This window comes from Paramicrobacterium chengjingii, assembly GCF_011751765.2.
GTDB lineage: Bacteria > Actinomycetota > Actinomycetes > Actinomycetales > Microbacteriaceae > Paramicrobacterium > Paramicrobacterium chengjingii.
This window is the reverse complement of sequence record NZ_CP061169.1, coordinates 101,958-127,263: the sequence shown is the minus strand read 5'-3', so window position 1 is coordinate 127,263 and position 25,306 is coordinate 101,958. Positions and strand designations below refer to the sequence as shown.

Sequence of the window (25,306 nt, the reverse complement as noted above, 5' to 3'; positions counted from 1 at the left end):
CGCGACTCAGGAACGCAGGCCGGTCAGCAGAATGTCGAGAAACACCTCCCGGTGTTCGGCATCCCCGAGCCGCACTGCATGTTCGATGCCGCAGATCAGGTGCTCAATCTGCTCCACCGTCACGTCGCGCCTCACGGCGCCGCTCTCACGTGCGCGATTGAACACGTTCGTGAACGTGGCGAAGATCTCGTGCTTCATCTCGCGCACTGACGAGTCCTCGTCATCGGGCGACAGAAGCACGGCCTGCAGGCCTCCGTCTTCAAGCTGCAGTTGAAGGGCGGCGCTCACGAACGCTCTCAGCGCTACCGCGGCATCCACCTCCTGTGCCGCGTCTCGGCTGAGCTGCACCATCGCTGCCAGCGTCTCGGCGGTGAGTGCTTCTTTCAGAGCATGCGCACTGGGAAAGTGCCGATAGACGGTGCCGACACCGACGCCGGCCTCTCGCGCGATGTGGTTGAAGCGGAGGTCGTCTGGGTTCTCGAGCTTGGCCACCTCAAGAATGCGCGCCCTGCTGCGGGCGGCATCGGATCTGAGCGCGGACATGACTCCATCGTAGCTCAAACGGATGAAGTATCCACATCGTGCTACGTTAACTGGATACCGTATCCGTTTCACAAGGAGACATCATGACCTGGAATCCAGACCGCATCCCCGACCAGACAGGTCGCACAATTGCCGTGACCGGTGCGACAGCCGGAATCGGCTACTTCGCCGCGGAGCAGCTCGCGCGCGCTGGCGCGAACGTCGTTCTCGCCTCTCGCTCTGCCGATAAACTTGAGGTGGCACAGGCGACACTTCGTTTGCAGGTGCCCGGAGCCTCCCTGGAATCCGTCGTGATCGATATGACGTCCCTAGACTCCATTGCGCGCGCGAGCGATGCCCTCGCCGCCACACCTCGCCTCGAGGGCATCCTGCTCAACGCCGGAGTGATGACGGCCGTGAGTGGAGCAAAAACCGTCGACGGGCTTCCAGTGATGATGGCGAGCCATGCCATCGGAAACTTTGCACTCGTCTCACGCCTTTTGCCCGCGCTTGCTCACGCGTCAGAGGGTAGTTACGCGCGCATTGTGCACACCTCAACAGGTTTTGTGCGCCGTTTCCGCATGTCTGTCGACAACCTCACGCACACGCCATGGCCGTCGATCGCCGCCTACACCCAAGCGAAGACAGCGACGGAAGTCTATGCGTTCGAACTCGACCGTCGACTGCGCGCAGCCGGGCTCCCCGTCTCGTCACTCGTGACGCACCCCGGTGTCGGCGTCGACGCGAAGACGCCGCTTCGACCCGGCATCAGGGATGCGACCACCCCGTACCAGCGCAACCCCTATACGCCGTGGGCACAGGGGAAAGATGCGGCTGCGTGGTCTGCTGTGCGCGCGCTCACTGACCCCTCCGCGACGGGCGGCGAGTACTACGCGCCACGCGAAGGCATCCGCGGGCTTCCTGTTTCGATCGCACCCCTGCCGAGAACCGCCGCACCGGAGCCGGGCGTCAGCGCGGGCGTCTGGGAGCAGCTTGAGCGGCTCTCCGGGACGCATGTGCTCGCGTGATCCGCGCCCGCTGCCGACGCTCGCACAATGTCAGCCCGATGGACGCGAGCAGAGTGATGAGAATCGCTCCAGCTCCGATCAGTGCCAGGTTGTGCTCGATGGAGCTCAGGGCTCCGAACATCCAGGCCAAAACGCTCGTTCCGGCAACTACCGAGGCGAGCGTCGCCCACCAGATTCTCGCACGAGAACGACGCGATCGGCGGAGCGAAACAACAACGGCGGCTGCCGCGACGCCGCACACAAGCCCGATTATCGCTCCGGCGACAGCGCCGATCAATCCGTAGATCACCGCAATGTCCGGCACCAGTTCGGCGTGCAGCATCGCGCTCTCGATGAGCGTTCCGACAAGCACGTACAGCCCCGCCGCCACTGCTCCACCGATGATCGCGCCGAGCGTCATCGTCACGATTCGCACGGGCCGCCACATGCTTCAAGTATGTGGGCGGCGGCTGACAACCCGTGGCAGACTCGGAACCACGGAAAAGAGCATATGCCCACTCACGATTCACTCACCACAACCATCACCGATCAGCTCGTTCACGGCGCACACTCCCTGGAGTCAACGGACAACGGCCTCACGGTGCATCGCCTGCCCGCATGGGCGCGGCGGCAGGCAGCCGACCCGCAGATCGACATGGCGGAGTCTCAGCCCTCGGGCGTGAGGCTCGTCTTCACAACGGCGGCGACTAGCATCGAGCTTGAGGCCGGCGCCGTTCGCTTCGGGTTCCGCGGCGTTCCGGCGCGACCGCACGGCATCTTTGACTTCGTCATCGACGGCGACGTGACCGCGCAGGCTTCGCTGAAGAATGCAACTGTCGTCACGATCGACATGCAGACGGGTGAGCGCAGCGTCGAGGCGAGCCCGCCCGACCGCATCCGCTTCACGAGTCTTCCAGCGGGCGACAAGTGCGTCGAGCTCTGGCTTCCGCACAACGAGGCGATCACTCTCGTTGCGCTGCACACCAATGCTCCCGTGCACCCTGTCGCCGACGACCGCCCCGTCTGGCTGCATCACGGCAGTTCGATCAGTCACGGCTCGAACGCGACGCGTCCGACACAGATCTGGCCGGCACTGGTCGCCCGATCTCGAGACCTCAACCTCGTGAACCTTGGGTTCGGCGGCAGCGCGCTTCTCGACCCGTTCATGGCGCGAACGATCAGGGACGCCTCGGCCGACCTCATCAGCGTCAAGATGGGCATCAACCTCGTGAACAGCGACCTGATGCGGCTCCGCGCCTTCGGGCCGGCAGTGCACGGGTTTCTCGACACCATTCGAGACGGCCATCCTGAGACGCCGCTGCTCGTCATCTCTCCGATTCTGTGCCCCATTCAAGAGCACACACCCGGGCCTGGCGGGTTCGATCCGGATGCTCTCGCGCACGGTGAGCTGAAATTCACGGCGCTGGGCGACCCCGCCGACGTGGCGGCGGGCAAGCTGACGCTCACCGTGATTCGCGAGCAGCTGGCACGCATCGTCGCCGAGCGCGCCGCTGACGACCCACACCTGCACTACCTCGACGGGCTCGAACTGTACGGACCCGGCGATGCCGACGAGCATCCGCTCCCTGACAATTTGCACCCGGATGCCGCAACGCACCGCCTCATCGGCGAGCGCTTCGCCGCAGTCGCCTGGCCCAGCTGAGCGCGGGAGGCGCAGCGCAGACACGACAGTCTCCCGGAGCAGACGATCAGCTCATTGTGACGGGCTGTTCACGCATTCGGAGATCCGTGACGACACACCGTCGAGAGGCTCCCGCCACGCCGAAACCGCAGGGGCAGCTCCGAATGTGTGAGCGCGAAGGCCGCGGCTCTCAGTTCAGTTCCGCACCAGAGCTGTCCCGCTCAGCTCTGCACCGCAGCGGCGTCTGCTCCCAGAGCATCCTGTGCTTCCATGAGGCGCAGCGCGCGCTCGACCTTGTCGACGTCGCGCACAGCGCCCTTGTCGGCAGACAGCGCCATTGCGGCATAGGCCCGAAGCGCGGGCGAGACAATGCGCTCGCGCTCGCGGGGAACGAAACCGCCGGAGGCAAGCAGCGCACGCCGGCGTTCATCGAGCACCTCGTCGGGCACGTCGAGCGTCATCACCCGGTTGGGAATATCGATCGAGATGGTGTCGCCGTCCTCCACAAGCGCGATGTCACCACCGGATGCCGCTTCGGGCGAGACGTGCCCGATCGACAGACCCGAGGTTCCGCCCGAGAAGCGTCCGTCGGTGATGAGCGCGCACTTCTTGCCGAGGCCGCGTCCCTTGAGGAACGACGTGGGGTACAGCATCTCCTGCATGCCGGGGCCGCCCTTGGGCCCCTCGTAGCGAATCACGACGACGTCCCCCTCCCCCACCTCCTTTGCCAGGATCTTCTGCACCGCCTCGTCTTGCGACTCACATACGACGGCGGGGCCCGAGAACCTCCAGATCGACTCATCGACACCAGCTGTTTTCACAACAGCACCGTCGACAGCGAGATTGCCGCGCAGCACGGCGAGGCCGCCGTCGACGGAATATGCGTGTGCAACATCGTGGATGCAGCCCTCGGCGGCATCGGTGTCGAGGTCGGCCCACCGCTCCGATTGGCTGAACGCCGTCGACGAGCGTTTGCCGCCGGGCGCCGCGAACCAGAGATCGGTAGCCTCGTCAGACGCGGTGCCGCCACGCACGTCCCACTTGGCAAGCCACTCTGTGAGCGAGGGCGAGTGCACGCTGTGCACGTTCTCGTTGAGCATCCCTCCTCGATGGAGCTCACCGAGAATCGCGGGGATGCCGCCAGCGCGATGCACGTCTTCCATGTAGTAGGTGCGGCCATTCGCCACGTTGGGCGCCACCTTCGCCAAGCACGGCACTCGGCGCGATACAGCGTCGATCTCGTCGAGCCCGAATTTGATGCCCGCCTCGTGCGCTGCGGCAAGCAGATGCAGAATCGTGTTCGTCGAGCCGCCCATCGCGATGTCGAGGGCCATGGCGTTCTCGAAGGCCGCCGGGCTGGCGATTGCGCGCGGCAGAACCGAGGCGTCGTCGCCGTCGTAGTAGCGGGTCGCAATGTCGACGACGGTCTTACCGGCGTTCTCATACAACGCCTTGCGGGCCGTGTGCGTCGCAAGCACCGAGCCGTTGCCCGGTAGCGACAGTCCCATCGCCTCGGTGAGGCAGTTCATGGAATTCGCGGTGAACATGCCGGAACACGAACCGCAGGTGGGGCACGCGCTTTCTTCAATGCGCAGCATGTCGGCATCCGAGATGTTCTCGTTCACGGCATCCGAGATCGCATCGACGAGATCGAGTGAGCGCACCGAGCCGTCGACGAGCGTCGCACGGCCCGACTCCATGGGCCCGCCCGAGACGAACACCGTCGGCACGTTGAGTCGCAGCGCGGCCATCAGCATGCCCGGGGTGATCTTGTCGCAGTTCGAGATGCACACGAGTGCGTCGGCGCAGTGAGCATTCACCATGTACTCAACTGAGTCGGCGATCAGGTCGCGGCTCGGCAGCGAGTAGAGCATGCCGGAGTGGCCCATAGCGATGCCGTCGTCGACCGCGATGCTGTTGAACTCGCGCGCGATGCCGCCAGCATCCTGAATCGCCTGGGAGACGATGCGCCCGACCGGCTGCAGATGCGTGTGGCCAGGCACGAACTCTGTGAAGCTGTTGGCGACGGCGATGATCGGTTTGCCGAAATCGCTCCCCTTGACGCCGGCGGCGCGCAGCAGTGCGCGGGCCCCGGCCATGTTTCGTCCGTTAGTGACAGTTCGTGAACGCAATGCTGGCATGACATCAGAATGGCCGACGGATGCTGTGCGCGGAAGTTGTCACTGGCACTAGTACTGTCACTACTAGTATTGAGCAATGACCAACGATGCTGAGAGACGTCGCGAACTCGGTGCGTTTCTGCGTGCCCGGCGCAACCAGCTGTCGCGCAGCGAGGTGGGCCTGCCCCCGCGTACCCGCGGCGGCGATGCCGGGCTGCGTCGCGAAGAGGTCTCGTACCTCTCGGGTGTGAGCGGCACCTGGTACACCTGGCTGGAGCAGGGGCGCGACATCAATCCGTCGAGGCAGGTGGTGGATGCTGTCGCTCGCACGCTGCGCCTTGACTCTTCGGCGCATTCCTATGTTCTTGCGCTGCTGGGCTATTCGAGCCCGCTGCCCACGCACCCCTCCCCCGTGCCGACCGCACCGGCGCACCTGCAGCGACTGCTCGACTCGTGGGCCGACCCGGCGTTCGCGCTCGCGCCCGACTGGGGTGTGCTGGCATGGAACACCGCGTATCGGCTGCTCTTCCCCGGCATCGCCACAGTCGACGACGCCGATCGCAACCTCCTCTGGCTCGTGTTCACCGACCCGTACGTGCGCGCACTCCTTCCCGATTGGGAGCGCACAAGCCGCCGTTTTCTCAGCGAGTTCCGAGCCGAGACCGGGCCGCGGCTCGGCGACCCCGCGCACGGCATGCTCGTCGAACGGCTGCGAGAGGCGAGCGCGGAGTTTCGCGAGGGCTGGGACAGCCGCGACGTGCAGCGTTTCGCCTCACGAGAGCGGCAGTTTCAGCATCCTGATGTCGGCCTGCTGCACCTGGAGCACCACCAGCTGGCGCTTTCTGACCACCCCGAAATCCACGTGGTCGTCTACACACCGATGCCAGAGACGGATGCCGTCGAGCGCCTCGCGCGCCTGCACGAGCTGTAGCGCCGGGTTACGCGGATCAGCTGCGGCTGCGCGCGACGTAGACGGTGTTCGAAGACACCCCTCCGGTGACCGGATTGTCGAAGTCGACGATGTGTGCAGCTGCGTCGTCGAAAACGGCATCCAGCTCTCCCATGAAGTCGCCGTCCGGCGGATCATCTGACCACAGCGCGAAGACTCCTCGCGGCGCAAGATGCCTGTCGAGCGCTCGCAGCCCGTCAGCCGCGTAGAGATCGCTGTGGGTCGGGTCCAGCTGATGACGTGGCGAATGATCGACGTCAAGCAGAATGGCGGAGTAGCCACTGTGGTCTCCCACGGGCTTCGAACGCATCAGTGCGAAGAAGTCGTCTTCGACGAGATTCGTGCGCGCGTCGTCGACGAGTTCCGCCGACACCGGCAGCAGCTTCCGCTCGTGCCAGTCGATCACCGTTGCCAGGCGGTCGACCACTGTGAGGCCGCGCACCCGCTCGTCTCGCAATGCCGTGACGGCTGTGTATCCGAGCCCGAGACCGCCGACCAACACAGTCAGCTCGACGCCCTCGACGGCGGCGAGGCCAAGACTCGCGAGCTCTTCCTCGGCAACGGTGAAGAGGCTCGACATGAGGAACTCCTCGCCAAGTTTTACCTCGAAGATCTCCTGACCCGACGACGGCTCGGTGCGTCGCCGCAGGGTGAGATCCCCCATCGCGGTGGGCTGCCAGTCAAGCTCCTCGAACCGAATGATCACTGCGCCGCCTCTTCGTCGCTGTTCACACTACAGGCAAGGCCTCGCCACGACGGCGTGACCTACGCACCTGTGCGGTGACGAACCCACACATTCGGCTCTATGTAGACGGCCGTACCATTGTCGACGTCACAGTGCACCAAGGTGAGCGCCTGCGGAACCTCAACGGGCCCCGACTGGTCAAAGGGCAGGTTCGTCCAGTCGCGCCATTCGGCGAGCGTGCCCGGAATCACCATTGCCCGTGGAGCCAGCCTGTCAATGCGCCCACCCGCCCGCACATGGACGCGGAGCCACGGGTCGACGGGCAGCCCATCGTCTCGCGTGCGGAATGCATAGGACGACATCGGCTCACGAGCATCCTTCTTACCATTCGGTCGCACCGGAACGACGAGCTCACGATACCCGTGCCGTTTCGCGTTGTCGCGCAGAGCCTCGACGATCTGGCCAGAGAGCCCGTGTCCCTGCATGAACGGCGCGATGACGATCTCGAGTGCCGCCACGGTGTTGGGTACCCCGCCATCAAGACTCGTTCGCACTCCGCGTCGAATCGCACCGTCCCACCCGTCGTCGGGAAGCTCATCGCTCTCACATCGGAACGGAATGGAATAGGCCTTCGCCACGATCCGCCCCTCGTCGTCCTGGCAGACAAGGATGTGCTCGGCGAAGCGAGTCAGCGTGGGCGCGTTGTAGTACAGCGCGCCGATCGGATCCTGCCGCATGAATGTCGGCCAGGGACTCTCCATCTCGAGAAACTCATGCAGCAGGTCAAGGCGCTCAGCGAGCACAGAGATCGTCAATGCCATGACGCCCATGGTAGAGCGCGCGCTATACTGGTAGAGCGCGCGCTATACGCCCGCGGGCGAAGCGTGCTGAAGCACTCTCGTGCGATAGTTCTGCGGCGACTCCCCCAGATGGCGTTTGAACGCTGTGCTGAACGCGCTCTCTGACGAATAGCCGAGTTTGAATGCGATGGGACGCAGTCGGGATTCAGGAGCCCGCAGTTCACGCTGTGCCAACAGCATCCGCCATCTCACCAGATATGCGAGCGGCGGCATTCCCGCCACCTCGCGAAATCGCACGGCGAACCCTGTGCGCGACAGTGCGGCAGCGCGAGCAAGATCGCCAAGGCTCCACGACACTTCAGGATGCTCATGCATGAGGTCGAGCGCTGGTCGCAGACGCTCGTCACCGAGCAGCTTCAGCCAGCCCGGGGGCATGTCCATGCCGCCCGAGAAGGCGCGAAGCACATCGAGAATGAGCAGCTGGCTGTATTGCCGCACGGCAAACTCGGCCCCGGCATCATCCCCGACGATCTCTGCGAAGATCTGGTTCACATGCCCCCGAATTCGTGCAGCCGACGACGAAGCGGCACGCACGTGGGCGACCGGCGGCAGGGCGCCCGCGAGCACCTCTCTCCCCTCGACATTCAGGTCGATGCGCCCGCCGATGAACACGTCGGCGCGTTCGAGATCGACCCCGTCACGCCTCACAATCGTTCCGTTCGATGGCTGCTCCACGTCGTCGATCGGACCATCGCCGGAACCGCCACGCAGTTCGAGCCACGATCGCGCATTGAGCACGACGATCTCTCCCTCCACGAGCTCGATCGGCTCGTCGATGCCGTCCGTCATCAGCTGGGCTTCGCCGCGCGCGACAGCGCAGAACTTCAACTCTTCGGCGACGTGCCCGTGTGCCCTCCACCGCCCTGTCAGTGCTGCACCGCCTGACACGACGCCGCGAACGTCGATGAGGTTCAGAATCTCGGTCAGGCGATCGGTACTCATGTTTGAACTATAGAGCATAGATTACGAACGATTCGTTATTCCTCATACAAATCCGCTGCACAATACTGAGTGACATGACTCAGAAAGACACCACGCAGAACCACACGGCCACACGTCCCGTCGCACTCGTCAGCGGCGCAAACCGAGGAATCGGATTCCAGGTCGCCAGCGATCTTGCCGTTCGCGGAATCACCGTGCTTGTCGGCTCACGCAATCGTGAGCGAGGCCGCGAGGCCGCCGCCGAGATCGGCAAGGATGCTGTCGCCATTCAACTGGACGTCTCGGACGCCGAATCCGTGGCGGCAGCTGCTTCGAGAATTCAGTCCGAGTTCGGGAGGCTAGACATTCTGGTCAACAATGCCGGCGTCTCCTTCCTCGGCGATCAGAACACCCCTCTTGAGGTGCGCGCCAGTTCCGGACTTCTCACCGTCGCTCCGCTCGACATCGTCAGGCAGATGTACGAGATCAATGTGTTCGGCGTCATCGCGCTGACCCAGGCGCTGCTGCCGCTGCTTCGGTCCACTGATGGCTCACGCATCGTCACCGTCGGCAGCGGGGGCGGTTCGTTGAATGCCAACGCCGACACGACGAATCCGCATCGCCGCATGTTCGGCCTTTACTCCGCGTCGAAATCAGCCCTCCACGCCGTGACCCTTGCGTTCGCGACGGCTCTCGAGCCGGACGGCATTCCGGTGAATATCGTCGACCCCGGCATGACGGCCACGGCGTTGAACGACTTCCAGGGCACCAAGTCCGTCGAGCAGGGGGCTGCCCACATTGTGGAGGTTGCCATGCGCGGCACGAATGGCTCGACCGGCACATTCACCAGCGACGAGGGTGACGTTCCCTGGTGACGACGCGGTGCCGGCGGAGACGCTTGGCGTCAGCTTCCTGTGCTCGCCTCGTAGACGTCGTCCAGCGCTTGCCGCGCTACGAGCCCGAAGTCTTCGTCACACGTCGGAACCGACCATCGCTCATAGGCAATGTCCATGGCGAGCGCGCCGAACTCCGCAGCGATCCGCGCCGTCAGTTCGGGCAATCCTCGCCGCACGAGACCGTCGCACATCGCCGAGGTGAGCGCTAGACCCTTGAGTGCCTCACGCTCTTGCAACTCTGGGCTGGCGGCAATGACGGCGCGGCGACGCGCAGAGAACTCCCGCGTCTCCGGTGTGAACGTCTGGCTCCCCACCGCGTCAAGCGCGCTGGCGATGACCTCGCGCGGCGAGCGGTCGGCCGCAACCTCATCGATCGCCTCCGCTAGAACCGTGGCCACGGCTCCCCCGCCGAAGAGAACTTCACGCTTGTCTGAGAAGTACCGAAAGAACGTGCTCTTTGTCAGCCCGGCGCGTTCAGCGATCTCTATCACTGTCGTGTTCTCGTAGCCGTGCTCGGCGAACAGATCGACAGCTGCGACCACGAGTCGCGCGTATGCGTCTGGCTTCCAACGGGGCATGTTCCAACCTTATAGGACTTGGTCCCATCATTGAGTGTATAGTGATGGCACTTAGTCCCATCACCCACTCACCCTGGAGGTTAGTATGAGTCGCGCAGTCATCTACGAGAAGTTCGGTGGCCCCGAAGTACTTGAGCTCAAAGAAGTTCCGGAGCCCCACGCCGGGCCGGGCGAGGTTCGCGTCCGCGTCACCGCTGCAGGACTGAATCCCATGGACTGGATCATCGCTTCCATGCCCGAAGGTGCGGCCAAATGGGGCATCACGCTGCCGGCGGGTTTCGGCAGCGACTTCGTCGGCGTCGTCGACGAGATCGGGGCAGGAGCCGAAGGCTACGCAGAGGGCGACCGCGTGTACGGCGGTGCGATCGCGCAGGCCGTCGCTGACTATGCCATTGTGCAGACGGGGCCGTCCGCCTTCTACCGGCTGCTTCCGTTGCCGGACGGCATCAGCGATGCAGTAGGCGCGGCGCTGCCGACTCCTGGTCTCACCGCTGCCGCGGCCCTTGACACGATCGGCGTCCGTTCAGGAGACACCGTTCTTATCGGAGGAGCTGCTGGCGGCGTCGGCGTCCTCGCCGTTCAGCTGGCGAAGCTCGCCGACGCGCGGGTGATCGGAACTGCCTCTCCTGGCACCTTCGAGTTCTTGCGCTCACTCGGAGTCGAGCCGGTCGAGTACGGCACAGGCCTTGTTGGCCGAGTCCGTGCGCTCGCCCCCGAAGGCGTGACCGCGGCCGCCGACCTGTTCGGCGCAGAGACCGCCGAGGCCGCACTCGAACTCGGTGTGCCAGCGCAACGCATCTCGACAATCGCTGTCGGCGCCAACCCTCCGGGAGGCGTGCGCGCGACGGGAGGAACCGATGCCGCGCCAGGCTCCCTTGAGCGGATCACCGATGCGATCCTCGCGGGCACCATCACCGTGCCGATCGCAGCGAGCTTCCCTCTCGAGAATTTCCGTGAAGCAGTAGAGCTCCAGGCCGGTCGACACGTCCATGGCAAGGTTGTGATCACGACGTAGACGTGCGTCATCGGCGGCGACCAGACGTGTAGCGTTCCGTCTATGAATGATCTTGCTGTCCGCGCAGCCGAGTTGGCGGATGCCGAGCAGATCGCCGGCGTGCACGTGCGCTCCTGGCAGACCGGGTACTTCGGTCTGATCGACCAGGAAATTCTGGATGGTCTGTCCATTGCCGACCGCGCCGACTTCTTCTACGAACGTCACGGCTTCCATGCCGATGGTGCACTCAAGCGCAATGAACGCCCCGATCACACGCTTTTCGAGCATCGCCGCGTGAAAAACCTCAGCTGAGACAACCCTCAGTCGTCAGCGAACCTTAAGAATCTCTCTGATGATCTCTGCGCTGGCCGGCAGCCTCACCGCGAGTGCGTTCCAGATGATCGCATAATCGATCTGCTCATACTCGTGCGCGACAAGATTGCGCGTTGCCTTCATCGCCCGCCACGGCACGTCTGGATGCGCATCCACGAAGTCGTCCGGCAGTTTCCCCACGGCCTCCCCGATCTTGTGAAGAAGGGCTTCCGAAGCCAGCCTCAGCACTTCGTCGTTTGCGTATGCGTCGTGCCCTCTCGCCACCAGCCTCTCGGCAGCACCCGCGAACGAAAGAAGGTCAGGCAGCACCCTCCGCGTCCTCTCAGGCATATCCGTCATATCGACACCGCTTCCGAGGAAATCGGGTTTCCGAGGCGCAGGCCTCCCTCGGAAACAACATCCACGTGGATGCCTGTCAGATTCTTGAGCTCCTTGACGAGTTCTGCGAGGTCGAAGATGTCGGCGTCGGGACAAACAAGCGAGTCACTGCTCGCCTGTACACCAGATTCAGTTTCGCGCTGCTCGGCACGACACCGGCACGGTCAGACGCCGATACCGAGCTCACGCATCGACTCGAGGGTGACCTTCTCACGCGGCGGCACGACCGCGGGGTGCGTCCCCGCCATCTCCTCGATCACCCGCAGAACCTGGCAGCTGTACCCGAACTCGTTGTCGTACCAGACATACAGAACCACGTTCTCGTCATCCGCGATGGTCGCGAGCCCGTCGACGATTCCCGCTCGGTGCGAGCCGACGAAGTCCGTCGATACGATCTCGGGCGATTCGATGTAGTCGACCTGCTGCCGCAGCTTCGAGTGCAGCGACACGGCACGCAGGTACGCATTGAGTTCGTCTCGATCCGCGTGGTTCTCAAGCGTCAGGTTCAGTATCGCGAGAGAGACATCGGGCGTCGGCACACGAATAGAGCTTCCCGTCAGTTTGCCCGCGAGCCCTGGCAATGCCTTCGCCACGGCCTTGGCAGCGCCCGTCTCGGTGATCACCATATTGAGTGCAGCCGACCGGCCTCGACGCTCGCCCTTGTGGAAGTTGTCGATCAGGTTCTGATCGTTCGTGTAAGAATGAACGGTCTCGACGTGTCCCCGGACAATGCCGTAGGCCTCGTCGATCGCGGCGAGCACGGGAGTGATGGCGTTCGTGGTGCATGAGGCAGCAGAGAGGATGCTGTCGCCAGCCGAAATGTCGTCGTGATTGATGCCGTACACGATGTTCTTCAGATCGCCCTTGCCCGGTGCCGTGAGCAACACACGCGAAACCCCCGTCGAGCGGAGGTGCTGCTCGAGCCCGGCCCTGTCGCGCCAGCGCCCGGTGTTGTCAACGACGATCGCGTTCTCAATCCCGTATTCGGTGTAGTCAATGGTCGCCGGGTCGTGTGAGTAGATCACCTGGATGAGGGTTCCGTTGGCGAGAATCGTGTTGTTCTCGTCGTCAACGGTCAGAGTTCCGGCGAACGGCCCGTGCACGGAATCACGGCGCAGAAGACTCGCTCGCTTGATGATGTCGTCATCGCTGCCCTTGCGCACGACGATCGCGCGCAGCCTCAGCCCGGCGCCTCCGCCCGAGTGAGCAATGAGCAGACGGGCAACGAGTCGTCCGATGCGGCCGAACCCATACAGCACGACGTCTCGTGGCTCGGACTCTGCGGCGTCATCGGCCACAATGTCGGCAAGCTCCTGCCGCAGAAAGTCGAGAAGGCTCATGTCTGCGCCGCGGTCGCGGTGGGCGGCGTGCAGGCGGGCGATGTCGAGAGATGCCGGTGCCGGTTTGAGTGCCGTGAGCGCTTCAAGCACAGCCGTCGAGGCATCCATCGACATTGTCTGTGCACCGACCTGCCGCGCGAACTTGTGCGCCTTGATGAGGTCGATCGTCGACAGCCCGATCAGCCGACGACCATGAATCGATGTCACCACTCCGTGGTTGCGGTACAGACCGCCCACCAGCGGAATAAGTCGCTCCGCCTGCTCCTCCCGGGCAATCCAGTGTGTGCGGTGGGCCTCTGCAGTGCTGTTCACAGCGCTAGCGCTCCTTCTGCCGCTCTGCCTCGTGAGCAGACGGCGTTGTCGTAAGTGAATTTTGGGCACGTCGATAGACGTGGAAGAACGGGGCGTGTGTTCAGTTTACCGACCGCGACAGGCAGGCTGCCTGATAGCCGTCAGAGACGCTCGACAGGCTGCCGAATGATGGTGCGCAGCTTCTCGGGCACCGTCTTGCGCACGTCAGACAGGTAGATCTCGTGGTGGTGGCCTGCGAGTGTGCAGCCTTCGTTCGCAATGAAAGTGTCATGCATCTCTGCGATCACGGGGCCCTCGTCGTCGTATGACCCAACATGAAGCACCTGCGCCGCCAGGTGACCAGGATGCTGCGCGAAGCGCACCTGCTCGAGCGCCGCCGGATTTTTCTTTCGACGCACTGTCCGTGTCGCTTCGGCCACAACGTCCTCGTCGATCCACTCAGGCTGCGCGATCATCATCGTCCAGTCCCAGTCAGATTTTCGTCTCGTTGTGAAGGCTTCCATCTCGTCGGCCGACCACAGGCCTTCGAGCGGCGCGACGGTGTGCACGCGCTCGAGATTCCGCTTGGCGAGTGCCCGGATGCCGTACGAGAGCGAGAAGAGCGCGACAACAGCATCCGCGTAGTCATCTGACGTATTGGGGTCGCCGTGCCCATCGACAATGAGGTACGAGATGGTCGGCACCTCGACAAGAGCGAACACACCCGGCTTCGGCGCGTAGAGGGCTCGGTGCTGCTTCTTGATGTCGTGGTTCTGCATATATGTCCTTTACCGCATCGTCGCTCACGCGACGCGCGGGTGCTTGCGCCAACGATATTTGGAGCTCGGTTTCGGGTCCGGAAGAAAGGTTACGCTGTACGCAATGACACAGTCAGGTCGTTCCGCTGCGCGCTCCGCCCTTATCGGCATCGCCTTCACACTCATCACGATCGTGCTCGCCGTGATCATCGTGGTCGGCGACCTGCCCATCATCGCTCGCGTCGCCCTCGGGATCGTGGCAGGGCTTGCGCTTGTCTGCGCGGGAGTGGCCATCGGCTATGCCCTGGCTGTCATCCGAATGCGCGACGAAGACGACGAGGGCTGACGGGGCGCGACCGGAGAGAGGGCGACACAGTGCTCGGCCAACCGGAGACTCTCCCCGACACGCCGCTGGCGGCACGCCCAGATCGGCGCGCCGCCAGCATTTCCCGAAAGTGTGACCGCGAGGTCAGCCCGCAGGCGTGAAGTCGCGAGCTCCCGCAAACTCGGGGCGAGGACTGCTCGTCGAGAACGGTTCGACAGCGGTGTTCTCCACACTGTTGAACACAATGAACACGTTGGACCGCGCGAAGGGCGTCACGTTGCCGTTCGATGCGTGCATACAGTTGCAGTCGAACATGATCGCACCTCCGGCCGCGCCCTCGAGCACGTCGATGCCGTAGGTGTCGGCGAACGTCGTGAGGGTCTCCTTCTCAGGAGTACCCGCGCCCTGCATGATGAGGGACTTCTTGTAGTTGTCTTCCGGAGTATCACCCCCGCACGACACGAACTTCTTGTGCGAGCCGGGCATGATCATGAGCGGCCCGTTGTACGAGTAGTTGTCGGTCAACGAGATCGAGATGCTTACCGTGCGCATGCGCGGCAGGCCATCTTCTGCGTGCCACGTCTCGAAATCCGAGTGCCACATGAACTCCTTGCCCTCGAAACCTGGCTTGAAGTTCACGCGCGACTGATGGATGTAGACGTCTGAGCCGAGCAACTGCTTGGCTCTGCCCACAACTCGCGGGTCATGTGCGATCTTCGCAAATACGTCGCTGACTTTGTGGATCTCGAAGATCGAGCGCACCTCGTCACTCGCGGCTTCGACCACGGTGCGCTCATCGCGCCGCACGCTCTCATCGGCGGACAGGCGCTCGAGTTCTTCCGTCAGCGCGGCGACCTCGTCGGAACTGATCAGCTCGTCGATCGCCAGATACCCGTTGCGGTCGTAACCGCTGAGCGTGTCAGCATCCATGGGGCCGTCGTCGGCCGCGCCATAGAGTGTGGGATCCTCGCGGTCGAGCACCCTCTCGGCGCCACCTGTGCGCGTCGGGTAAACATCGGCCTGGACTGTCTGGGTTGCAGTCACGTACTCCTCCTTAACGGTTTTGTTCGTTCTTGCATGGATCACCCAAACGACAACAGCCGGGTCAGCTTTCGCTGACTCGGCTGTTGTGATTGGGAGCTTTACGCGCCCGCTGGTTCTTCGATAACGAGCGGGTACACGCCGTTCTCGTCGTGCACCTCGCGGCCTGTTACCGGCGGGTTGAAAACGCACACGCACTTGATCTCGGTGCGCGGGCGCACGATGTGCTTGTCGTGGTCGTTCAGCAGGTACACCGTTCCCGGCTTCAGCTCGTGGGTCTCGCCCGTTGCCTTATCGGTGATGGTGCCCTCACCCTGCGTGATGAACACTGCCTCGATGTGGTTGGCGTACCAGAACTCGCTCTCGGTTCCGGCGTACAGCGTGGTCTCGTGAACGGAGAAGCCCACGCCCTCCTTGGCAAGAATGATGCGCTTGCTGCGCCAGTTCTCGCTCTTGATGTCGGAGTCTGTGCCCTCGACGTCTTCTACACTACGAACGATCATGCGTAGCTCTCCTCGTTGTTCGGAATGGTGGATGCTGAATCCGCCAGCTCTCCGGAGGCGACAGTCGCGACTGCGCTCTCCAGAATGTCGAGACCGGCGTTGAGGACATCCTCGGGAATGGTGAGGGCGGCAAGCAACTTGACGACCTCGCCGCTCGGGCCAGCGGTCTCGACGAGAAGCCCGTTCTTGAAGGCTTCCTCGCAAACCGCGTCCGCAAGCTCTCCGCTGGCCATCTCGATGCCGCGCGCGAGCCCACGGCCCTTTGCGGCAACGGTGATGCCCGGCGTCACGTCGACGATCGACTGGAAGCGCTTGGCGACTGTCTCACCCTTGTCTTTGATGGACGTTGTGAATGTGTCGTCTGACCAGTACTCGCGGATCGCCGCGGTGGCTGTGGCGAAACCAGCGCTGATTCCGCGGAACGTGCCGTTGTGTTCGCCTGGCTCCCACACATCGAGCTCTGGCTTGAGCAGTGTGAGGGCCATGGGGATGCCGTAGCCCGAGATCGACTTCGACAGGCAGACCATGTCGGGCTCGATACCGGCCTCTTCAAAGCTGAAGAAGGTGCCGGTGCGACCGCATCCCATCTGAACATCATCGATGATCAGCAGAATGTCGTGCTTCTTGCAGAGCTTCGAGAGGTTCTGCAGCCACTCATAGCGGGCGGGGTTGATGCCACCTTCACCCTGCACCGTCTCGACGATGACGGCGCCGGGCTTGTTCAGCCCGCTGCCGCTGTCGGTGAGCAGACGCTCAAGGTAGAAGAAGTCCGGGTAGTCGCCGTCGAAGTAATCGTCGTACGGCATCGGGGTGGCGTGCACGAGCGGAATGCCGGCGCCGCCGCGCTTGAGCGAGTTTCCGGTCACGGACAGGGCGCCGAGCGTCATGCCGTGGAAGCCGTTCGTGAAGCTGATTACCGACTCACGGCCCGTGTACTTGCGGGCGAGCTTAAGTGCTGCCTCAGTGGCCTGCGTTCCGCCGGGCCCGGGGAACGCGAGCTTGTAATCGTAGCCGCGCGGCTTCAAGATCACGTCATTGAACGTCTCGATGAACTCCTGGCGCGACGTCGTGAACATGTCGAGGGAGTGCATCACCCGGTCGTCGCTGATGTAGTCGATCAGCACCTTCTTGAGGATCGGGTTGTTGTGGCCGTAGTTAAGCGCTCCGGCTCCGGCGAAGAAGTCGATATACTCGCGGCCGTCCACGTCGTACATGTGGCTGCCGACGGCGCGATCGAACTCAGCGGGCCACGAGCGTGAATAGCTCCGGACCTCTGACTCAAGAGCGATGATGGCGTCTGAAATGGGGGACATCACGATTCCTTCCTTCATGAGGATGCCGTGAATCTTTGTATTGACATCGAACGCAGGCGTCACGGGTGATCCTGCACGCGGCGGAGGGCAACGGTGGTCGCCCTCGTCGATTGTGGTTAGCCGAGAGATTCCGCGCGTTCGCGCTTTTCCTCGACCTCGGCGAGAAGCTCGTCGTCGAGAAAGAAGATCGGGCCAATCTCGTAGAGCTTTTCGGCGTCGTGGCCGTCGGGGAAATGCGCCTCCTCGAACAGCGGGTCAACGGTCATCGGCGCCTTCTGCCAGCGCCTGGCGAACGAGGCGAACAGCTTCTGCGACGCCTCATTGTCATCGGTGATCGTCGTCTCGACGGTGTGAACGTCATCGGATGCCGCGACACCACCGAACAGCTCATCAAGCATCCGGCCGGCGAGTCCTCGCCCGCGGTAGCTCTCGTCGACAGCGACCTGCCAGACGAAAAGGTGGTGCGGCTTCTCGGGTCTCAAATGACCCATGATGTACCCGACGACTTTGCCGTCGACGACGGCAACACGGCTGGTGTTGCTGAAGTCGCGGCAGTACACGAGGTATGCGTAGGAGGGGTTGAGATCGAGCGTGACCGAGTCGCGCGCAATGCGCCACATCTCGGCAGCGTGTTCGGGTCCGGGAGCGACAATGCGCTCCGTGGAGTCACTCTCGACTTGGACATTCGTAATGGCTTGAGTCGCAGACATATGGCTTCCGAGGTTACCGAGGCTCTGACACTCCTTCAACCTGTTTGCGCAATACCCGGAGAGCCCACAGATAAGCCTCAACCCCCGTGATAAGGCCCGGAAATCGTTGGCATCTCAGGGATCGCGGCCCCTCTGAAACCGCCCTATTCAGAACGTGTCCAGCTGATAACGCAATCGTAACCAAACCGAGACATAACGTGACAGCAACTCCCGGTTTCGTCTGTCAAACTTCTGCACCCCCATACACGCCGCCGCTCAGAAGCCCCACGAACACGACGCCAGCAACGACGTATGGCACGATGCCGATCAGCACCATGCGGCGCGGCCGAAACCAGCGAATGCGAACGGTCGCCGTGATGCAGATCCAGGTGGTGAAGGGCAGCCACAGTGACACAGCCCAGAACCGCGGCGACGCGAGCTGCTCGAGAAGGAGGGCGCCCCAGGCGGCATCCTGTTCTCCGTGCGGAATCACAAGAGCCAGCACGACGACAATCAACTCGACGAGGGTGACAACGCCGACGATCGGGGATATCCACCACTGCAGCATCGGCTTGCCCTCGCCGGTGCGCCAGGTCACAAGCCAGGCGAACCCGCCCACAATAACTGCGCCGGCCACAGCCCAGATAACGGCGGACGCAATGCGGTCGCCGAGTGCGAGTTCGACAGACATCGCCCGGTAGACGATGCCGGCCAACACGTGAGCGAGCAGGAGAAAAAGAGGTATCACGCCGATGGATACCCCCATGCGCAGCCACGGGTCGCGTTCGAGAGCTCGCATCATGCGCCAAGGATAGGCATGGGTGCTCTAGTGTTGTCTGGGTGCCCGACGAAACACGCTTTCCCTGGGTCGGCCTTCTCACTCTCGCCGGTGCCATATTCGTCTCGGTGACCAGCGAGTTTCTGCCGACCGGCCTGCTGCCCGACATGGCTCGCGACCTCGATGTCAGCCTGTCGACAGCCGGACTTCTCGTGACCGTGTTCGCGGGAACGGTCGTCATTGCGACAACGCCGCTCGCCGCTCTGACACGCAACGTGTCGCGCAAGGCGCTCGTGGTCTTCGTTCTGCTCGTGATTGCCCTCGCCAACGTGCTCGCTGCCATCGCGCCCAGCTACGAGCTACTTGTCGGGGCACGCATACTCGGCGGGCTCGCCCACGGGCTGTTCTGGGCCGTCGTCGCCGCGTACTCGGCCCACCTCGTTCCCCCGCACCAGCTCGGACGTGCCGTTGCCATTACGTCGGGCGGCGGCTCTGCCGCATTCGTTCTCGGCGTACCCGTCGGCACAGCCCTCGGTCACGTTCTGAGTTGGCGCGCCGCCTTCCTGATCATCGGCGGCATCGTGGTGGTGCTTGCCCTCGTCGTCATCAGGTTTCTGCCCGCGGTGCAACACAAGGTGCCGCTGCGCACGGGAGAGATTCCGATTCCCGCGCGCCGAGACCGCAGCCTGCCCGGCGTCATCATCGTGTGCATCGTGATTCTGCTCGTACTTACCGCGCACAACACCTTCTACACCTACATCGCTCCCTGGCTCATCAACGTTGCGGGTTTCCCCGGAGACAGCGTCGCCTTTCTGTTGTTCCTCTTCGGCGGCGCCGGCGCTATTGGCCTCGTGATCGCCGGCTTCACCACCGACCGCTTCCCCAAGCGGGGCTTTGCCATCGCCGTGCTCGCTCTCATGGCAGCGATCACCGTACTTGCCCTGTTCACTGAAAGTCAGATCGTCGTGACAGCGGCGTTCGTGGTGTGGGGCGTTACCTTCGGCGGCATCCCGGCAATGATGCAGACCCGGATGCTGCATACAGCATCGTTTCGGCTGCGCGACCTCGCCGCCGCGCTGCAGACGACAGCGTTCAACATCGGCATCGGCGGCGGAGCCCTGCTCGGCAGCCTCATTCTCGACGGCTTCGACCTGACCGCGCTGCCTCTTGCGGCGATCGCCCTCTTCGCCGTCGGCCTTGTGCTGAGCGTGTCGACGGATGCGCTGCGCGTGGCTCGCGCCCGCCGCTCCATGCTCTGAGCCCGCGCCCACAGCGTGTGGCCTGTCGTGCTCTGCAAACCGGGGCCGAGGGCGATACTTGAGGCAGCAGACAACGACGTCAGCTTGGAGCCCAATGCCACTCGACACCACCCCGGCCAACGCCACACCGCACGCGTGCACATTCCAACCTGCGCTTCGTGAGCGACATGGTGCAGCATGAGCGAATGCCCGGGTAGATCATGATTCCGGATGCCGCGAGCGCGCAGCTCTCCGAGCCGACGAAACGCGTCAGCATCGGGTGGCTCCTCGCGTTCGCCCTCGCCTGGTTCGGCTTCTGGCTGCTCATCGTGCTGCCTGGGCAGTTCATGGTGCTCAAGCTCGCGAGCGTTCTCGACCCGATGGGCAAAGTGGCGTCGAGCTCGTTCATGATCGCCGAGATGTCCGTCGTGATCGTGGTGTCTGTTCCGTTCATCGGCGTGGCGTGCGACCGCACACGCACGCGCTTCGGCCGGCGCCGCGCCTGGATTCTCGGCGGCTTCGTCACCGCAACGGTGCCGTTCGCGTTTGTCGGCGCGCAAGCATCCTGGCCCCTGGCCGCATTGCTGCTCGCCGTGGTCTCGCTCGGGCAGGCGGCAGTGCTCGTCGCGCTTTCTGCGGTGATCGCCGACCAGGTGCCGCGGGAGCAGCGCGGTCGTGCCTCCGCCGCGATGGGCGTTCCTCAGGTGATTGCGCTCGCGGGCGGAATGGTCATAGTCACGATGCTCGTCACAGACGTGGCGCAGAGCTGGTTCGTCATCGCCGCACTCGCGCTGGCATCGAGCATCCCGTTTCTGGTCATGCTGCGCGACACCGAGCCCGGGCCGCTGCTGCCACGAGCACGATTTCGGATGCTGCGCCGCAGCGATCTGCACGGGTACAGGGACTTCTCGTGGGCGATGCTTTCGCGTGTGCTGATCAACGCCGGCAACCTCACGGGCACGACGTACCTGCTATATTTCCTCGCCGATGTGCTGCACGTGCCCGATCCAGACGAAGCGCTCACGACGCTGATCTTCGTGTACCTCGGAGCATGCGCTGCCGCATCGTGGCTGAGCGGCATCCTGTCTGATCGGTGGCAGATGCGCCGCCACTTCGTCGCCGCGTCGGCTGCACTGCAGGCCGCCGCCGCGCTGTGCCTCGCGTTCGTGCCCACGTGGGAGAGCGCCATGGTCGCCGCTGTACTGCTCGGCTTCGGATTCGGCACGTTCCTCGCCGTCGACCAGGCGCTGATCACCGACGTGCTGCCTCGCCCGGAGTCACGTGCCCGCGACCTCGGCATCATCAACTCGGCGCAGTACCTGCCGATCGCGCCGGTCGTGGGGTGGCTGGTGCTGGGCGTCGCCGGGTACACGGAGCTCTACGCGGTGACGGCGGTGATCATCGTCGCGGGCGGCATCACGGTGTACCGCATCCGCTCGGTGCGCTGAGCTGTGCTGTGCTGTGCTGCCAGCAAACCTCCGCAACTGGCATCTCGCCACGGCCATCGACCAACCGCCAAAAGTGGCGAGGTTCTCGACGCGCGGGGCCGCCCTCTTTGGCGGTTGCCAGGGCGACGACGCGCGCCATGCAGGACGACGGCGCGCGGCGACGCGATTCAACCGTCGGTGACCGCGTACACTCGACGAATGACCGTCATCGATGACCAGGGGCGCCCGGAACCGCCGATCGCCGCGACAGAACTCGACACACTTGTGGGCTTCCTCGAGTATCAGCGCGCCACGTTCGAGTGGAAGTGCGCCGGGCTCAACTCCGCGGGGCTGAACGCCACGACAGCATCGTCGTCGATGACTCTCGGCGGCATGATGAAGCACCTCGCCCTCAACGAGGACTCCTGGTTCTCGGAACGACTTCTCGGCAGAGACCCGGCGGACGAGTGGGCCGACGTCGACTGGGACACCGATATGGACTGGGAGTGGCATTCGGCCGCCGATGACAGTCCCGAGCGCCTGCGTCGGTTGTGGGCGGATGCTGTCACACACTCGCGTGCGTGCGTGGCGACGGCGCTCGAGCGCGACGGTCTCGACACGCCCGCCGTGGGCGCACTGCGCGACGGTTCGCACGTGTCACTGCGCTGGATCCTCGTGCATCTGATCGAGGAATACGCGCGCCACAACGGCCACGCCGATCTGCTGCGCGAGTCAATCGACGGCGAAATCGGCGAGTAGCGTTTCATTTTGGCCGGGCCTCAACGTCCACGCCACGTCGGCAGCGCCACCCTCACAGCCCGACAACACAGGTAGATGCGGACATTGTGCATGGGCACGCCGCTGCACGTTGTCCGTAGCGCTCAACAATTTCGTGCAGGATGTCGATTTACACGGTTGCCGTTCGACGTCATAGTAAGAGGGAGCAAACGGCACCCTCACAATGAAGGAGAAAACCGTGAAATACATGCTGATCATGCGCAACACGAGCGACGCAGCGATCCACGAGTACGAGGAGACAAACTTCGAAGAGGTCATCAACGCCATGGGGCGCTATAACGAATCGATGATGAAAGCTGGCGTGCTGCTCGCCGGAGAAGGACTCAGCGACGCCTCCGAAGGTTTCGTCGTCGACTTCAACTCTGAGACCCCGATCGTCACCGACGGCCCCTACGGCGAAACGCACGAGCTCTTCAACGGGTTCTGGATCATCGAGGTTGCGAGCAAAGACGAAGCCGTGGAGTGGGCGCGCCGTGCCCCGCTCGGCCGCGGAAGCAAGCTCGAAGTGCGCCGTGTCACCGACGAGAGCGACTTCGACGACTTCGCCGGCAACGAGTACATCGAGAAAGAGAAGGGCTGGCGCAAGGAGCAGGAGGAGCGCGCAGCCCAGTCATAGCGGCCGACCGACGAAAACCGGGATGGCTGATGACCAGCACTCAGAGCACGCTCGACGTCACCTGGCGAATCGAGGGAGCACGCATCATTGCGGCGCTCGCCCGATTCACGGGTGACGTCGGGCGCGCCGAAGACCTGGTGAGCGATGCGACACTCGAGGCGCTCGCGACATGGCCGGATGCTGGTGTGCCACGCAACCCGGCGGCGTGGTTGACCGCTGTCGCCAAGCGCCGCGCGATCGACTCCTGGCGGCGCGATGCCCGGTTGGCCGAGCGGTACGCCGCAATGGCGCAAGAGCTCGACGACCAGCATCCGGATAACCCTGCCGACGCGCTGGAGGCAGTCGACGACGACGTGCTGCGGCTGGTGTTCATCGCCTGCCACCCGGTGCTCTCGCGCGAATCGCAGGTTGCACTCACGCTGCGCATTGTTGCCGGGCTCACCACGACGGAGATCGGGCGGATGCTGCTCGCCCCCGTCGCGACGGTGCAGGCGCGAATCACTCGGGCGAAGCGCACGCTCGCCGAGGCGCACGTGCCGTTCGAATCGCCCGAACCCACCGAGCTGCGGGAGCGGCTCGCCGGAGTGCTGAGCGTTGTCTACCTGATCTTCACCGAGGGCTACGCCGCAACAACCGGCGACACGTGGATGCGCCGTGATCTCGCCCGCGAGGCTCTACGGCTCGGCCGCACCCTGGCTGGGCTCATGCCTCGCGAGCCCGAGGTGTTCGCCCTTGTCGCGCTCATGGAATTTCAGTCCTCGCGATTCGCCAGCAGAACGGATGCTGCCGGGCAGCCGGTCTTACTTGCCGACCAAGACCGGGCGCGGTGGGATCACGCGCAGATTCGCCGCGGCAGCGATGCTCTTAAGCGCGCTGATGCGCTCGGTCGAGGGCGCGGTGCCTACGCGCTCCAAGCTGCGATCGCCGAGTGCCATTCTCGTGCGCCAAGCATCGACGACACCGATTGGGATCGCGTCGTCGTGCTCTACGAAGCGCTCGGGCGCCTCGCACCCAACCCGATCGTCGATCTCAATCGCGCAGTCGCCGTTTCGATGGCGACAGGGCCGGCGTCAGCTTTGCAGATCGTCGACGATCTTGCTGCGGCAGGCTCCCTTGCGGGCACACATCTGCTGCCGAGCGTACGCGGAGAGCTGCTCGCTCAGCTGGGCAGGCACGACGAGGCGCGGGCGGAGTTCGAGTCCGCCGCCGCACTCACGGGCAACGAGCGCGAGGCCGAAGTGCTGCGCGGCAAGGCGCAGCGCCTCAACTGACTCGCGCTAGATGGCGACGTCCGACAGTGTGCTCGGCGTTCCGAACCGGTGCGCGGTGATCGAAACCGCCTGCTCGCGCAGGTGCGGCAGCATCTCGACGCGGCCTCCGTACAGTGCGAGGTCGCTCAATACTGCGTTAGGCGCGCCACCTGCGGGGCTAGAAGACGTCGCCCGCCTGTGCTGCGACCGCCTCGTACTGTTCAATCTCGAGGAACGGGTTGACGTTCTGAAGAATCATCTGCCCGAAGATTCCTCGGCGCGCGGAGTCGACGACATCTGCGATGTATCCATTTTCGGGATCTTCGATGGTGTGGCGACGGATAGGTGTTGCGTATCCGTCCTCGATGGCATCGAGGTACCGGTTCGCTGCCGTGCTGTCGCCACGAAGATGCGAGGCGTAGGCAGCAGTCGCCGTTGAGTCGAGCCAGAAGTGGAAGACTTCGTTCTCGCCATACGTGGCACTGAACTGTACCTTCTTTTCGTCATCGAGGTTATTGGCGGCGCGTGATTCAACCGGGAACGCGTACACGTTCGGCAGAGCAAGAGGAAATACCGCTGCGAGCGCACGATAATCGTCTTGCACGCCTTCGAGTTTGACTCCGCCGTCGGCACTGCGCTCCTCGGTGAGACTGAGATAATCCTCGACAGAGATTGGCGTTGTGGCAATGGTCTCGACCGGTTCGATCGTGGGCGTCGGTGTCGGCGTTTCCACTGGCGCGCCAGACTCTGCAGATGCGGCTCCGTCCGCGCGTTCAGCAGAACCAGCGCCGCATCCCGTAACGGCAATGAGGCTGAGGAGAGCCACAACGGCTCCCACGGTGCTCGCGGAGCGTGGCATCACTGCCCCCTTCTCGCTCATCCTGTCGGCTGGTGCGTACTAGTCAAGCAGGCTACCTAAAGTGTGGTCAGGAGGGTGTTCAAATCTGTCTTCACAAACAGGGTTTAACAGCCTCCACGCAGTCAAACGCTAATAGGACTCATTCATCTAGGCCCAAAACATGCCTAAATAGCCTCGAAATGGACCGTTTCTAGC

At 63.7% G+C, this 25,306-nt stretch carries 29 protein-coding genes; 12 read left to right on the top strand and 17 right to left on the bottom strand.

Features of this window, described 5'->3' with window-relative positions:
• Positions 1–6: 6 nt before the first annotated feature.
• Positions 7–543: a TetR/AcrR family transcriptional regulator gene (locus tag HCR76_RS00675; protein WP_166985869.1), complete on the bottom strand. Its 537-nt coding sequence runs from the start codon at positions 541–543 to the stop codon at positions 7–9.
• 83 nt (positions 544–626) lie between these two features.
• On the opposite strand from HCR76_RS00675, the gene HCR76_RS00670 reads away from it, so the two are divergent.
• On the top strand, positions 627–1,550 hold the full coding sequence (locus tag HCR76_RS00670; protein ID WP_166985871.1) for an SDR family NAD(P)-dependent oxidoreductase: 924 nt from the start codon (positions 627–629) through the stop codon (positions 1,548–1,550).
• Here HCR76_RS00670 and HCR76_RS00665 read toward each other — a convergent pair.
• Positions 1,492–1,977 carry a hypothetical protein gene (locus tag HCR76_RS00665; protein WP_166985873.1) on the bottom strand — a complete coding sequence of 162 codons (486 nt, stop codon included), beginning with the start codon at positions 1,975–1,977 and terminating at the stop codon, positions 1,492–1,494. The two genes, HCR76_RS00670 and HCR76_RS00665, sit on opposite strands and share 59 nt — an antisense overlap.
• A 63-nt stretch (positions 1,978–2,040) precedes the next feature.
• On the opposite strand from HCR76_RS00665, the gene HCR76_RS00660 reads away from it, so the two are divergent.
• Positions 2,041–3,192, top strand: a complete 1,152-nt coding sequence (locus HCR76_RS00660; RefSeq protein ID WP_166985875.1) for an SGNH/GDSL hydrolase family protein — start codon at positions 2,041–2,043, stop codon at positions 3,190–3,192.
• Positions 3,193–3,392: 200 nt separating this feature from the next.
• Here HCR76_RS00660 and ilvD read toward each other — a convergent pair whose 3' ends face one another.
• Entirely contained in the window at positions 3,393–5,312 is a 1,920-nt protein-coding gene (gene ilvD, locus HCR76_RS00655; protein ID WP_166985877.1) for a dihydroxy-acid dehydratase, read from the bottom strand.
• A 76-nt stretch (positions 5,313–5,388) separates the two neighbouring features.
• On the opposite strand from ilvD, the gene HCR76_RS00650 reads away from it, so the two are divergent.
• Positions 5,389–6,222, top strand: coding sequence for a helix-turn-helix transcriptional regulator (locus tag HCR76_RS00650; RefSeq protein WP_166985878.1), 834 nt, complete (start codon positions 5,389–5,391; stop codon positions 6,220–6,222).
• Positions 6,223–6,238: 16 nt separating this feature from the next.
• On the opposite strand, the gene HCR76_RS00645 is transcribed toward HCR76_RS00650, so the two are convergent.
• From HCR76_RS00645 to HCR76_RS00635, 3 genes are read right to left on the bottom strand one after another with little or no spacing between them, the layout of a single operon-like run.
• Positions 6,239–6,946, bottom strand: coding sequence for a spermidine synthase family protein (locus HCR76_RS00645; protein ID WP_198248109.1), 708 nt, complete (start codon positions 6,944–6,946; stop codon positions 6,239–6,241).
• Positions 6,947–7,005: 59 nt separating this feature from the next.
• Positions 7,006–7,746 carry an N-acetyltransferase gene (locus tag HCR76_RS00640; protein WP_166985880.1) on the bottom strand — a complete coding sequence of 247 codons (741 nt, stop codon included), beginning with the start codon at positions 7,744–7,746 and terminating at the stop codon, positions 7,006–7,008.
• Positions 7,747–7,788: 42 nt separating this feature from the next.
• Positions 7,789–8,727: an AraC family transcriptional regulator gene (locus HCR76_RS00635; RefSeq protein ID WP_166985882.1), complete on the bottom strand. Its 939-nt coding sequence runs from the start codon at positions 8,725–8,727 to the stop codon at positions 7,789–7,791.
• Positions 8,728–8,801: 74 nt separating this feature from the next.
• On the opposite strand from HCR76_RS00635, the gene HCR76_RS00630 reads away from it, so the two are divergent.
• Positions 8,802–9,581, top strand: coding sequence for an SDR family NAD(P)-dependent oxidoreductase (locus HCR76_RS00630; RefSeq protein WP_166985884.1), 780 nt, complete (start codon positions 8,802–8,804; stop codon positions 9,579–9,581).
• Between the two features lie 29 nt (positions 9,582–9,610).
• Here HCR76_RS00630 and HCR76_RS00625 read toward each other — a convergent pair whose 3' ends face one another.
• Positions 9,611–10,180 carry a TetR family transcriptional regulator gene (locus HCR76_RS00625; RefSeq protein WP_166985886.1) on the bottom strand — a complete coding sequence of 190 codons (570 nt, stop codon included), beginning with the start codon at positions 10,178–10,180 and terminating at the stop codon, positions 9,611–9,613.
• Between the two features lie 85 nt (positions 10,181–10,265).
• On the opposite strand from HCR76_RS00625, the gene HCR76_RS00620 reads away from it, so the two are divergent.
• Both HCR76_RS00620 and HCR76_RS00615 read left to right on the top strand, forming a co-directional pair.
• Complete coding sequence (locus HCR76_RS00620; RefSeq protein ID WP_166985888.1) at positions 10,266–11,195, top strand: NADP-dependent oxidoreductase; 930 nt, start codon at positions 10,266–10,268, stop codon at positions 11,193–11,195.
• Between the two features lie 42 nt (positions 11,196–11,237).
• On the top strand, positions 11,238–11,486 hold the full coding sequence (locus HCR76_RS00615) for a hypothetical protein (protein ID WP_166985890.1): 249 nt from the start codon (positions 11,238–11,240) through the stop codon (positions 11,484–11,486).
• A gap of 15 nt (positions 11,487–11,501) precedes the next feature.
• Here HCR76_RS00615 and HCR76_RS00610 read toward each other — a convergent pair whose 3' ends face one another.
• From HCR76_RS00610 to HCR76_RS00600, 3 genes are all read right to left on the bottom strand, one after another.
• Positions 11,502–11,846: a HepT-like ribonuclease domain-containing protein gene (locus tag HCR76_RS00610; RefSeq protein WP_198248107.1), complete on the bottom strand. Its 345-nt coding sequence runs from the start codon at positions 11,844–11,846 to the stop codon at positions 11,502–11,504.
• Between the two features lie 203 nt (positions 11,847–12,049).
• A complete protein-coding gene (locus HCR76_RS00605; RefSeq protein WP_166985894.1) occupies positions 12,050–13,537 on the bottom strand; it encodes a glyceraldehyde-3-phosphate dehydrogenase in 1,488 nt (495 codons plus the stop codon).
• Positions 13,538–13,677: 140 nt separating this feature from the next.
• On the bottom strand, positions 13,678–14,295 hold the full coding sequence (locus HCR76_RS00600) for a GyrI-like domain-containing protein (protein ID WP_166985896.1): 618 nt from the start codon (positions 14,293–14,295) through the stop codon (positions 13,678–13,680).
• Between the two features lie 103 nt (positions 14,296–14,398).
• Here HCR76_RS00600 and HCR76_RS00595 point away from each other — a divergent pair, with 103 nt between their 5' ends.
• Complete coding sequence (locus HCR76_RS00595; RefSeq protein WP_166985898.1) at positions 14,399–14,620, top strand: hypothetical protein; 222 nt, start codon at positions 14,399–14,401, stop codon at positions 14,618–14,620.
• Between the two features lie 123 nt (positions 14,621–14,743).
• On the opposite strand, the gene thpD is transcribed toward HCR76_RS00595, so the two are convergent.
• The 5 genes from thpD to HCR76_RS00570 all read right to left on the bottom strand — a co-directional run bounded on the left by thpD (position 14,744) and on the right by HCR76_RS00570 (position 18,947).
• Positions 14,744–15,643 (bottom strand): ectoine hydroxylase, encoded by a 900-nt coding sequence (gene thpD, locus HCR76_RS00590; protein ID WP_166985900.1) that lies wholly within the window; start codon positions 15,641–15,643, stop codon positions 14,744–14,746.
• A 98-nt stretch (positions 15,644–15,741) separates the two neighbouring features.
• The gene (locus HCR76_RS00585; RefSeq protein WP_166985902.1) at positions 15,742–16,143 is read right to left on the bottom strand and encodes an ectoine synthase; all 402 of its coding nucleotides are present in this window, start codon (positions 16,141–16,143) and stop codon (positions 15,742–15,744) included.
• Complete coding sequence (gene ectB, locus HCR76_RS00580) at positions 16,140–17,456, bottom strand: diaminobutyrate--2-oxoglutarate transaminase (protein ID WP_166988077.1); 1,317 nt, start codon at positions 17,454–17,456, stop codon at positions 16,140–16,142. Before ectB ends, HCR76_RS00585 begins: the two co-directional genes overlap by 4 nt.
• A 116-nt stretch (positions 17,457–17,572) precedes the next feature.
• Positions 17,573–18,166, bottom strand: coding sequence for a diaminobutyrate acetyltransferase (gene ectA, locus HCR76_RS00575; RefSeq protein ID WP_166985904.1), 594 nt, complete (start codon positions 18,164–18,166; stop codon positions 17,573–17,575).
• A gap of 223 nt (positions 18,167–18,389) precedes the next feature.
• Positions 18,390–18,947, bottom strand: coding sequence for a hypothetical protein (locus HCR76_RS00570; RefSeq protein ID WP_166985907.1), 558 nt, complete (start codon positions 18,945–18,947; stop codon positions 18,390–18,392).
• 38 nt (positions 18,948–18,985) lie between these two features.
• Here HCR76_RS00570 and HCR76_RS00565 point away from each other — a divergent pair, with 38 nt between their 5' ends.
• The 5 genes from HCR76_RS00565 to HCR76_RS00545 all read left to right on the top strand — a co-directional run bounded on the left by HCR76_RS00565 (position 18,986) and on the right by HCR76_RS00545 (position 24,273).
• A complete protein-coding gene (locus HCR76_RS00565) occupies positions 18,986–20,182 on the top strand; it encodes an MFS transporter (protein WP_166985909.1) in 1,197 nt (398 codons plus the stop codon).
• A 200-nt stretch (positions 20,183–20,382) separates the two neighbouring features.
• Positions 20,383–21,609, top strand: coding sequence for an MFS transporter (locus HCR76_RS00560; protein WP_166985912.1), 1,227 nt, complete (start codon positions 20,383–20,385; stop codon positions 21,607–21,609).
• Between the two features lie 198 nt (positions 21,610–21,807).
• The gene (locus HCR76_RS00555) at positions 21,808–22,347 is read left to right on the top strand and encodes a DinB family protein (RefSeq protein ID WP_166985914.1); all 540 of its coding nucleotides are present in this window, start codon (positions 21,808–21,810) and stop codon (positions 22,345–22,347) included.
• Positions 22,348–22,564: 217 nt separating this feature from the next.
• Entirely contained in the window at positions 22,565–23,002 is a 438-nt protein-coding gene (locus HCR76_RS00550; RefSeq protein ID WP_166985917.1) for a YciI family protein, read from the top strand.
• A 29-nt stretch (positions 23,003–23,031) separates the two neighbouring features.
• Positions 23,032–24,273, top strand: a complete 1,242-nt coding sequence (locus HCR76_RS00545; RefSeq protein ID WP_166985919.1) for an RNA polymerase sigma factor — start codon at positions 23,032–23,034, stop codon at positions 24,271–24,273.
• A 6-nt stretch (positions 24,274–24,279) separates the two neighbouring features.
• Here the strand turns inward: HCR76_RS00545 and HCR76_RS17600 are convergent, their stop codons facing one another.
• Together HCR76_RS17600 and HCR76_RS00540 are read right to left on the bottom strand one after the other, a co-directional pair.
• Positions 24,280–24,402, bottom strand: a complete 123-nt coding sequence (locus HCR76_RS17600) for a hypothetical protein (RefSeq protein WP_280529491.1) — start codon at positions 24,400–24,402, stop codon at positions 24,280–24,282.
• A gap of 28 nt (positions 24,403–24,430) precedes the next feature.
• Positions 24,431–25,111 carry a hypothetical protein gene (locus HCR76_RS00540; protein ID WP_166985921.1) on the bottom strand — a complete coding sequence of 227 codons (681 nt, stop codon included), beginning with the start codon at positions 25,109–25,111 and terminating at the stop codon, positions 24,431–24,433.
• Positions 25,112–25,306 lie beyond the last annotated feature (195 nt).

What these genes read in the sequence shown, in the direction of transcription:
- ectA (WP_166985904.1), bottom strand. Translation starts at nt 18,166, where the DNA reads ATGTCTGCGACTCAAGCCATTACGAATGTCCAAGTCGAGAGTGACTCC.
- HCR76_RS00625 (WP_166985886.1), bottom strand. Translation starts at nt 10,180, where the DNA reads ATGCCCCGTTGGAAGCCAGACGCATACGCGCGACTCGTGGTCGCAGCT.
- HCR76_RS00620 (WP_166985888.1), top strand. Translation starts at nt 10,266, where the DNA reads ATGAGTCGCGCAGTCATCTACGAGAAGTTCGGTGGCCCCGAAGTACTT.
- HCR76_RS00585 (WP_166985902.1), bottom strand. Translation starts at nt 16,143, where the DNA reads ATGATCGTTCGTAGTGTAGAAGACGTCGAGGGCACAGACTCCGACATC.
- HCR76_RS00675 (WP_166985869.1), bottom strand. Translation starts at nt 543, where the DNA reads ATGTCCGCGCTCAGATCCGATGCCGCCCGCAGCAGGGCGCGCATTCTT.
- HCR76_RS00560 (WP_166985912.1), top strand. Translation starts at nt 20,383, where the DNA reads ATGATTCCGGATGCCGCGAGCGCGCAGCTCTCCGAGCCGACGAAACGC.
- HCR76_RS00615 (WP_166985890.1), top strand. Translation starts at nt 11,238, where the DNA reads ATGAATGATCTTGCTGTCCGCGCAGCCGAGTTGGCGGATGCCGAGCAG.
- HCR76_RS00570 (WP_166985907.1), bottom strand. Translation starts at nt 18,947, where the DNA reads ATGATGCGAGCTCTCGAACGCGACCCGTGGCTGCGCATGGGGGTATCC.
- HCR76_RS00600 (WP_166985896.1), bottom strand. Translation starts at nt 14,295, where the DNA reads ATGCAGAACCACGACATCAAGAAGCAGCACCGAGCCCTCTACGCGCCG.
- HCR76_RS00635 (WP_166985882.1), bottom strand. Translation starts at nt 8,727, where the DNA reads ATGAGTACCGATCGCCTGACCGAGATTCTGAACCTCATCGACGTTCGC.
- HCR76_RS00545 (WP_166985919.1), top strand. Translation starts at nt 23,032, where the DNA reads ATGACCAGCACTCAGAGCACGCTCGACGTCACCTGGCGAATCGAGGGA.
- HCR76_RS00610 (WP_198248107.1), bottom strand. Translation starts at nt 11,846, where the DNA reads ATGACGGATATGCCTGAGAGGACGCGGAGGGTGCTGCCTGACCTTCTT.
- HCR76_RS00595 (WP_166985898.1), top strand. Translation starts at nt 14,399, where the DNA reads ATGACACAGTCAGGTCGTTCCGCTGCGCGCTCCGCCCTTATCGGCATC.
- HCR76_RS00650 (WP_166985878.1), top strand. Translation starts at nt 5,389, where the DNA reads ATGACCAACGATGCTGAGAGACGTCGCGAACTCGGTGCGTTTCTGCGT.
- HCR76_RS00540 (WP_166985921.1), bottom strand. Translation starts at nt 25,111, where the DNA reads ATGCCACGCTCCGCGAGCACCGTGGGAGCCGTTGTGGCTCTCCTCAGC.
- HCR76_RS00640 (WP_166985880.1), bottom strand. Translation starts at nt 7,746, where the DNA reads ATGGCATTGACGATCTCTGTGCTCGCTGAGCGCCTTGACCTGCTGCAT.
- HCR76_RS00555 (WP_166985914.1), top strand. Translation starts at nt 21,808, where the DNA reads ATGACCGTCATCGATGACCAGGGGCGCCCGGAACCGCCGATCGCCGCG.
- HCR76_RS00630 (WP_166985884.1), top strand. Translation starts at nt 8,802, where the DNA reads ATGACTCAGAAAGACACCACGCAGAACCACACGGCCACACGTCCCGTC.
- ectB (WP_166988077.1), bottom strand. Translation starts at nt 17,456, where the DNA reads ATGTCCCCCATTTCAGACGCCATCATCGCTCTTGAGTCAGAGGTCCGG.
- HCR76_RS00660 (WP_166985875.1), top strand. Translation starts at nt 2,041, where the DNA reads ATGCCCACTCACGATTCACTCACCACAACCATCACCGATCAGCTCGTT.
- ilvD (WP_166985877.1), bottom strand. Translation starts at nt 5,312, where the DNA reads ATGCCAGCATTGCGTTCACGAACTGTCACTAACGGACGAAACATGGCC.
- HCR76_RS00665 (WP_166985873.1), bottom strand. Translation starts at nt 1,977, where the DNA reads ATGTGGCGGCCCGTGCGAATCGTGACGATGACGCTCGGCGCGATCATC.
- HCR76_RS00670 (WP_166985871.1), top strand. Translation starts at nt 627, where the DNA reads ATGACCTGGAATCCAGACCGCATCCCCGACCAGACAGGTCGCACAATT.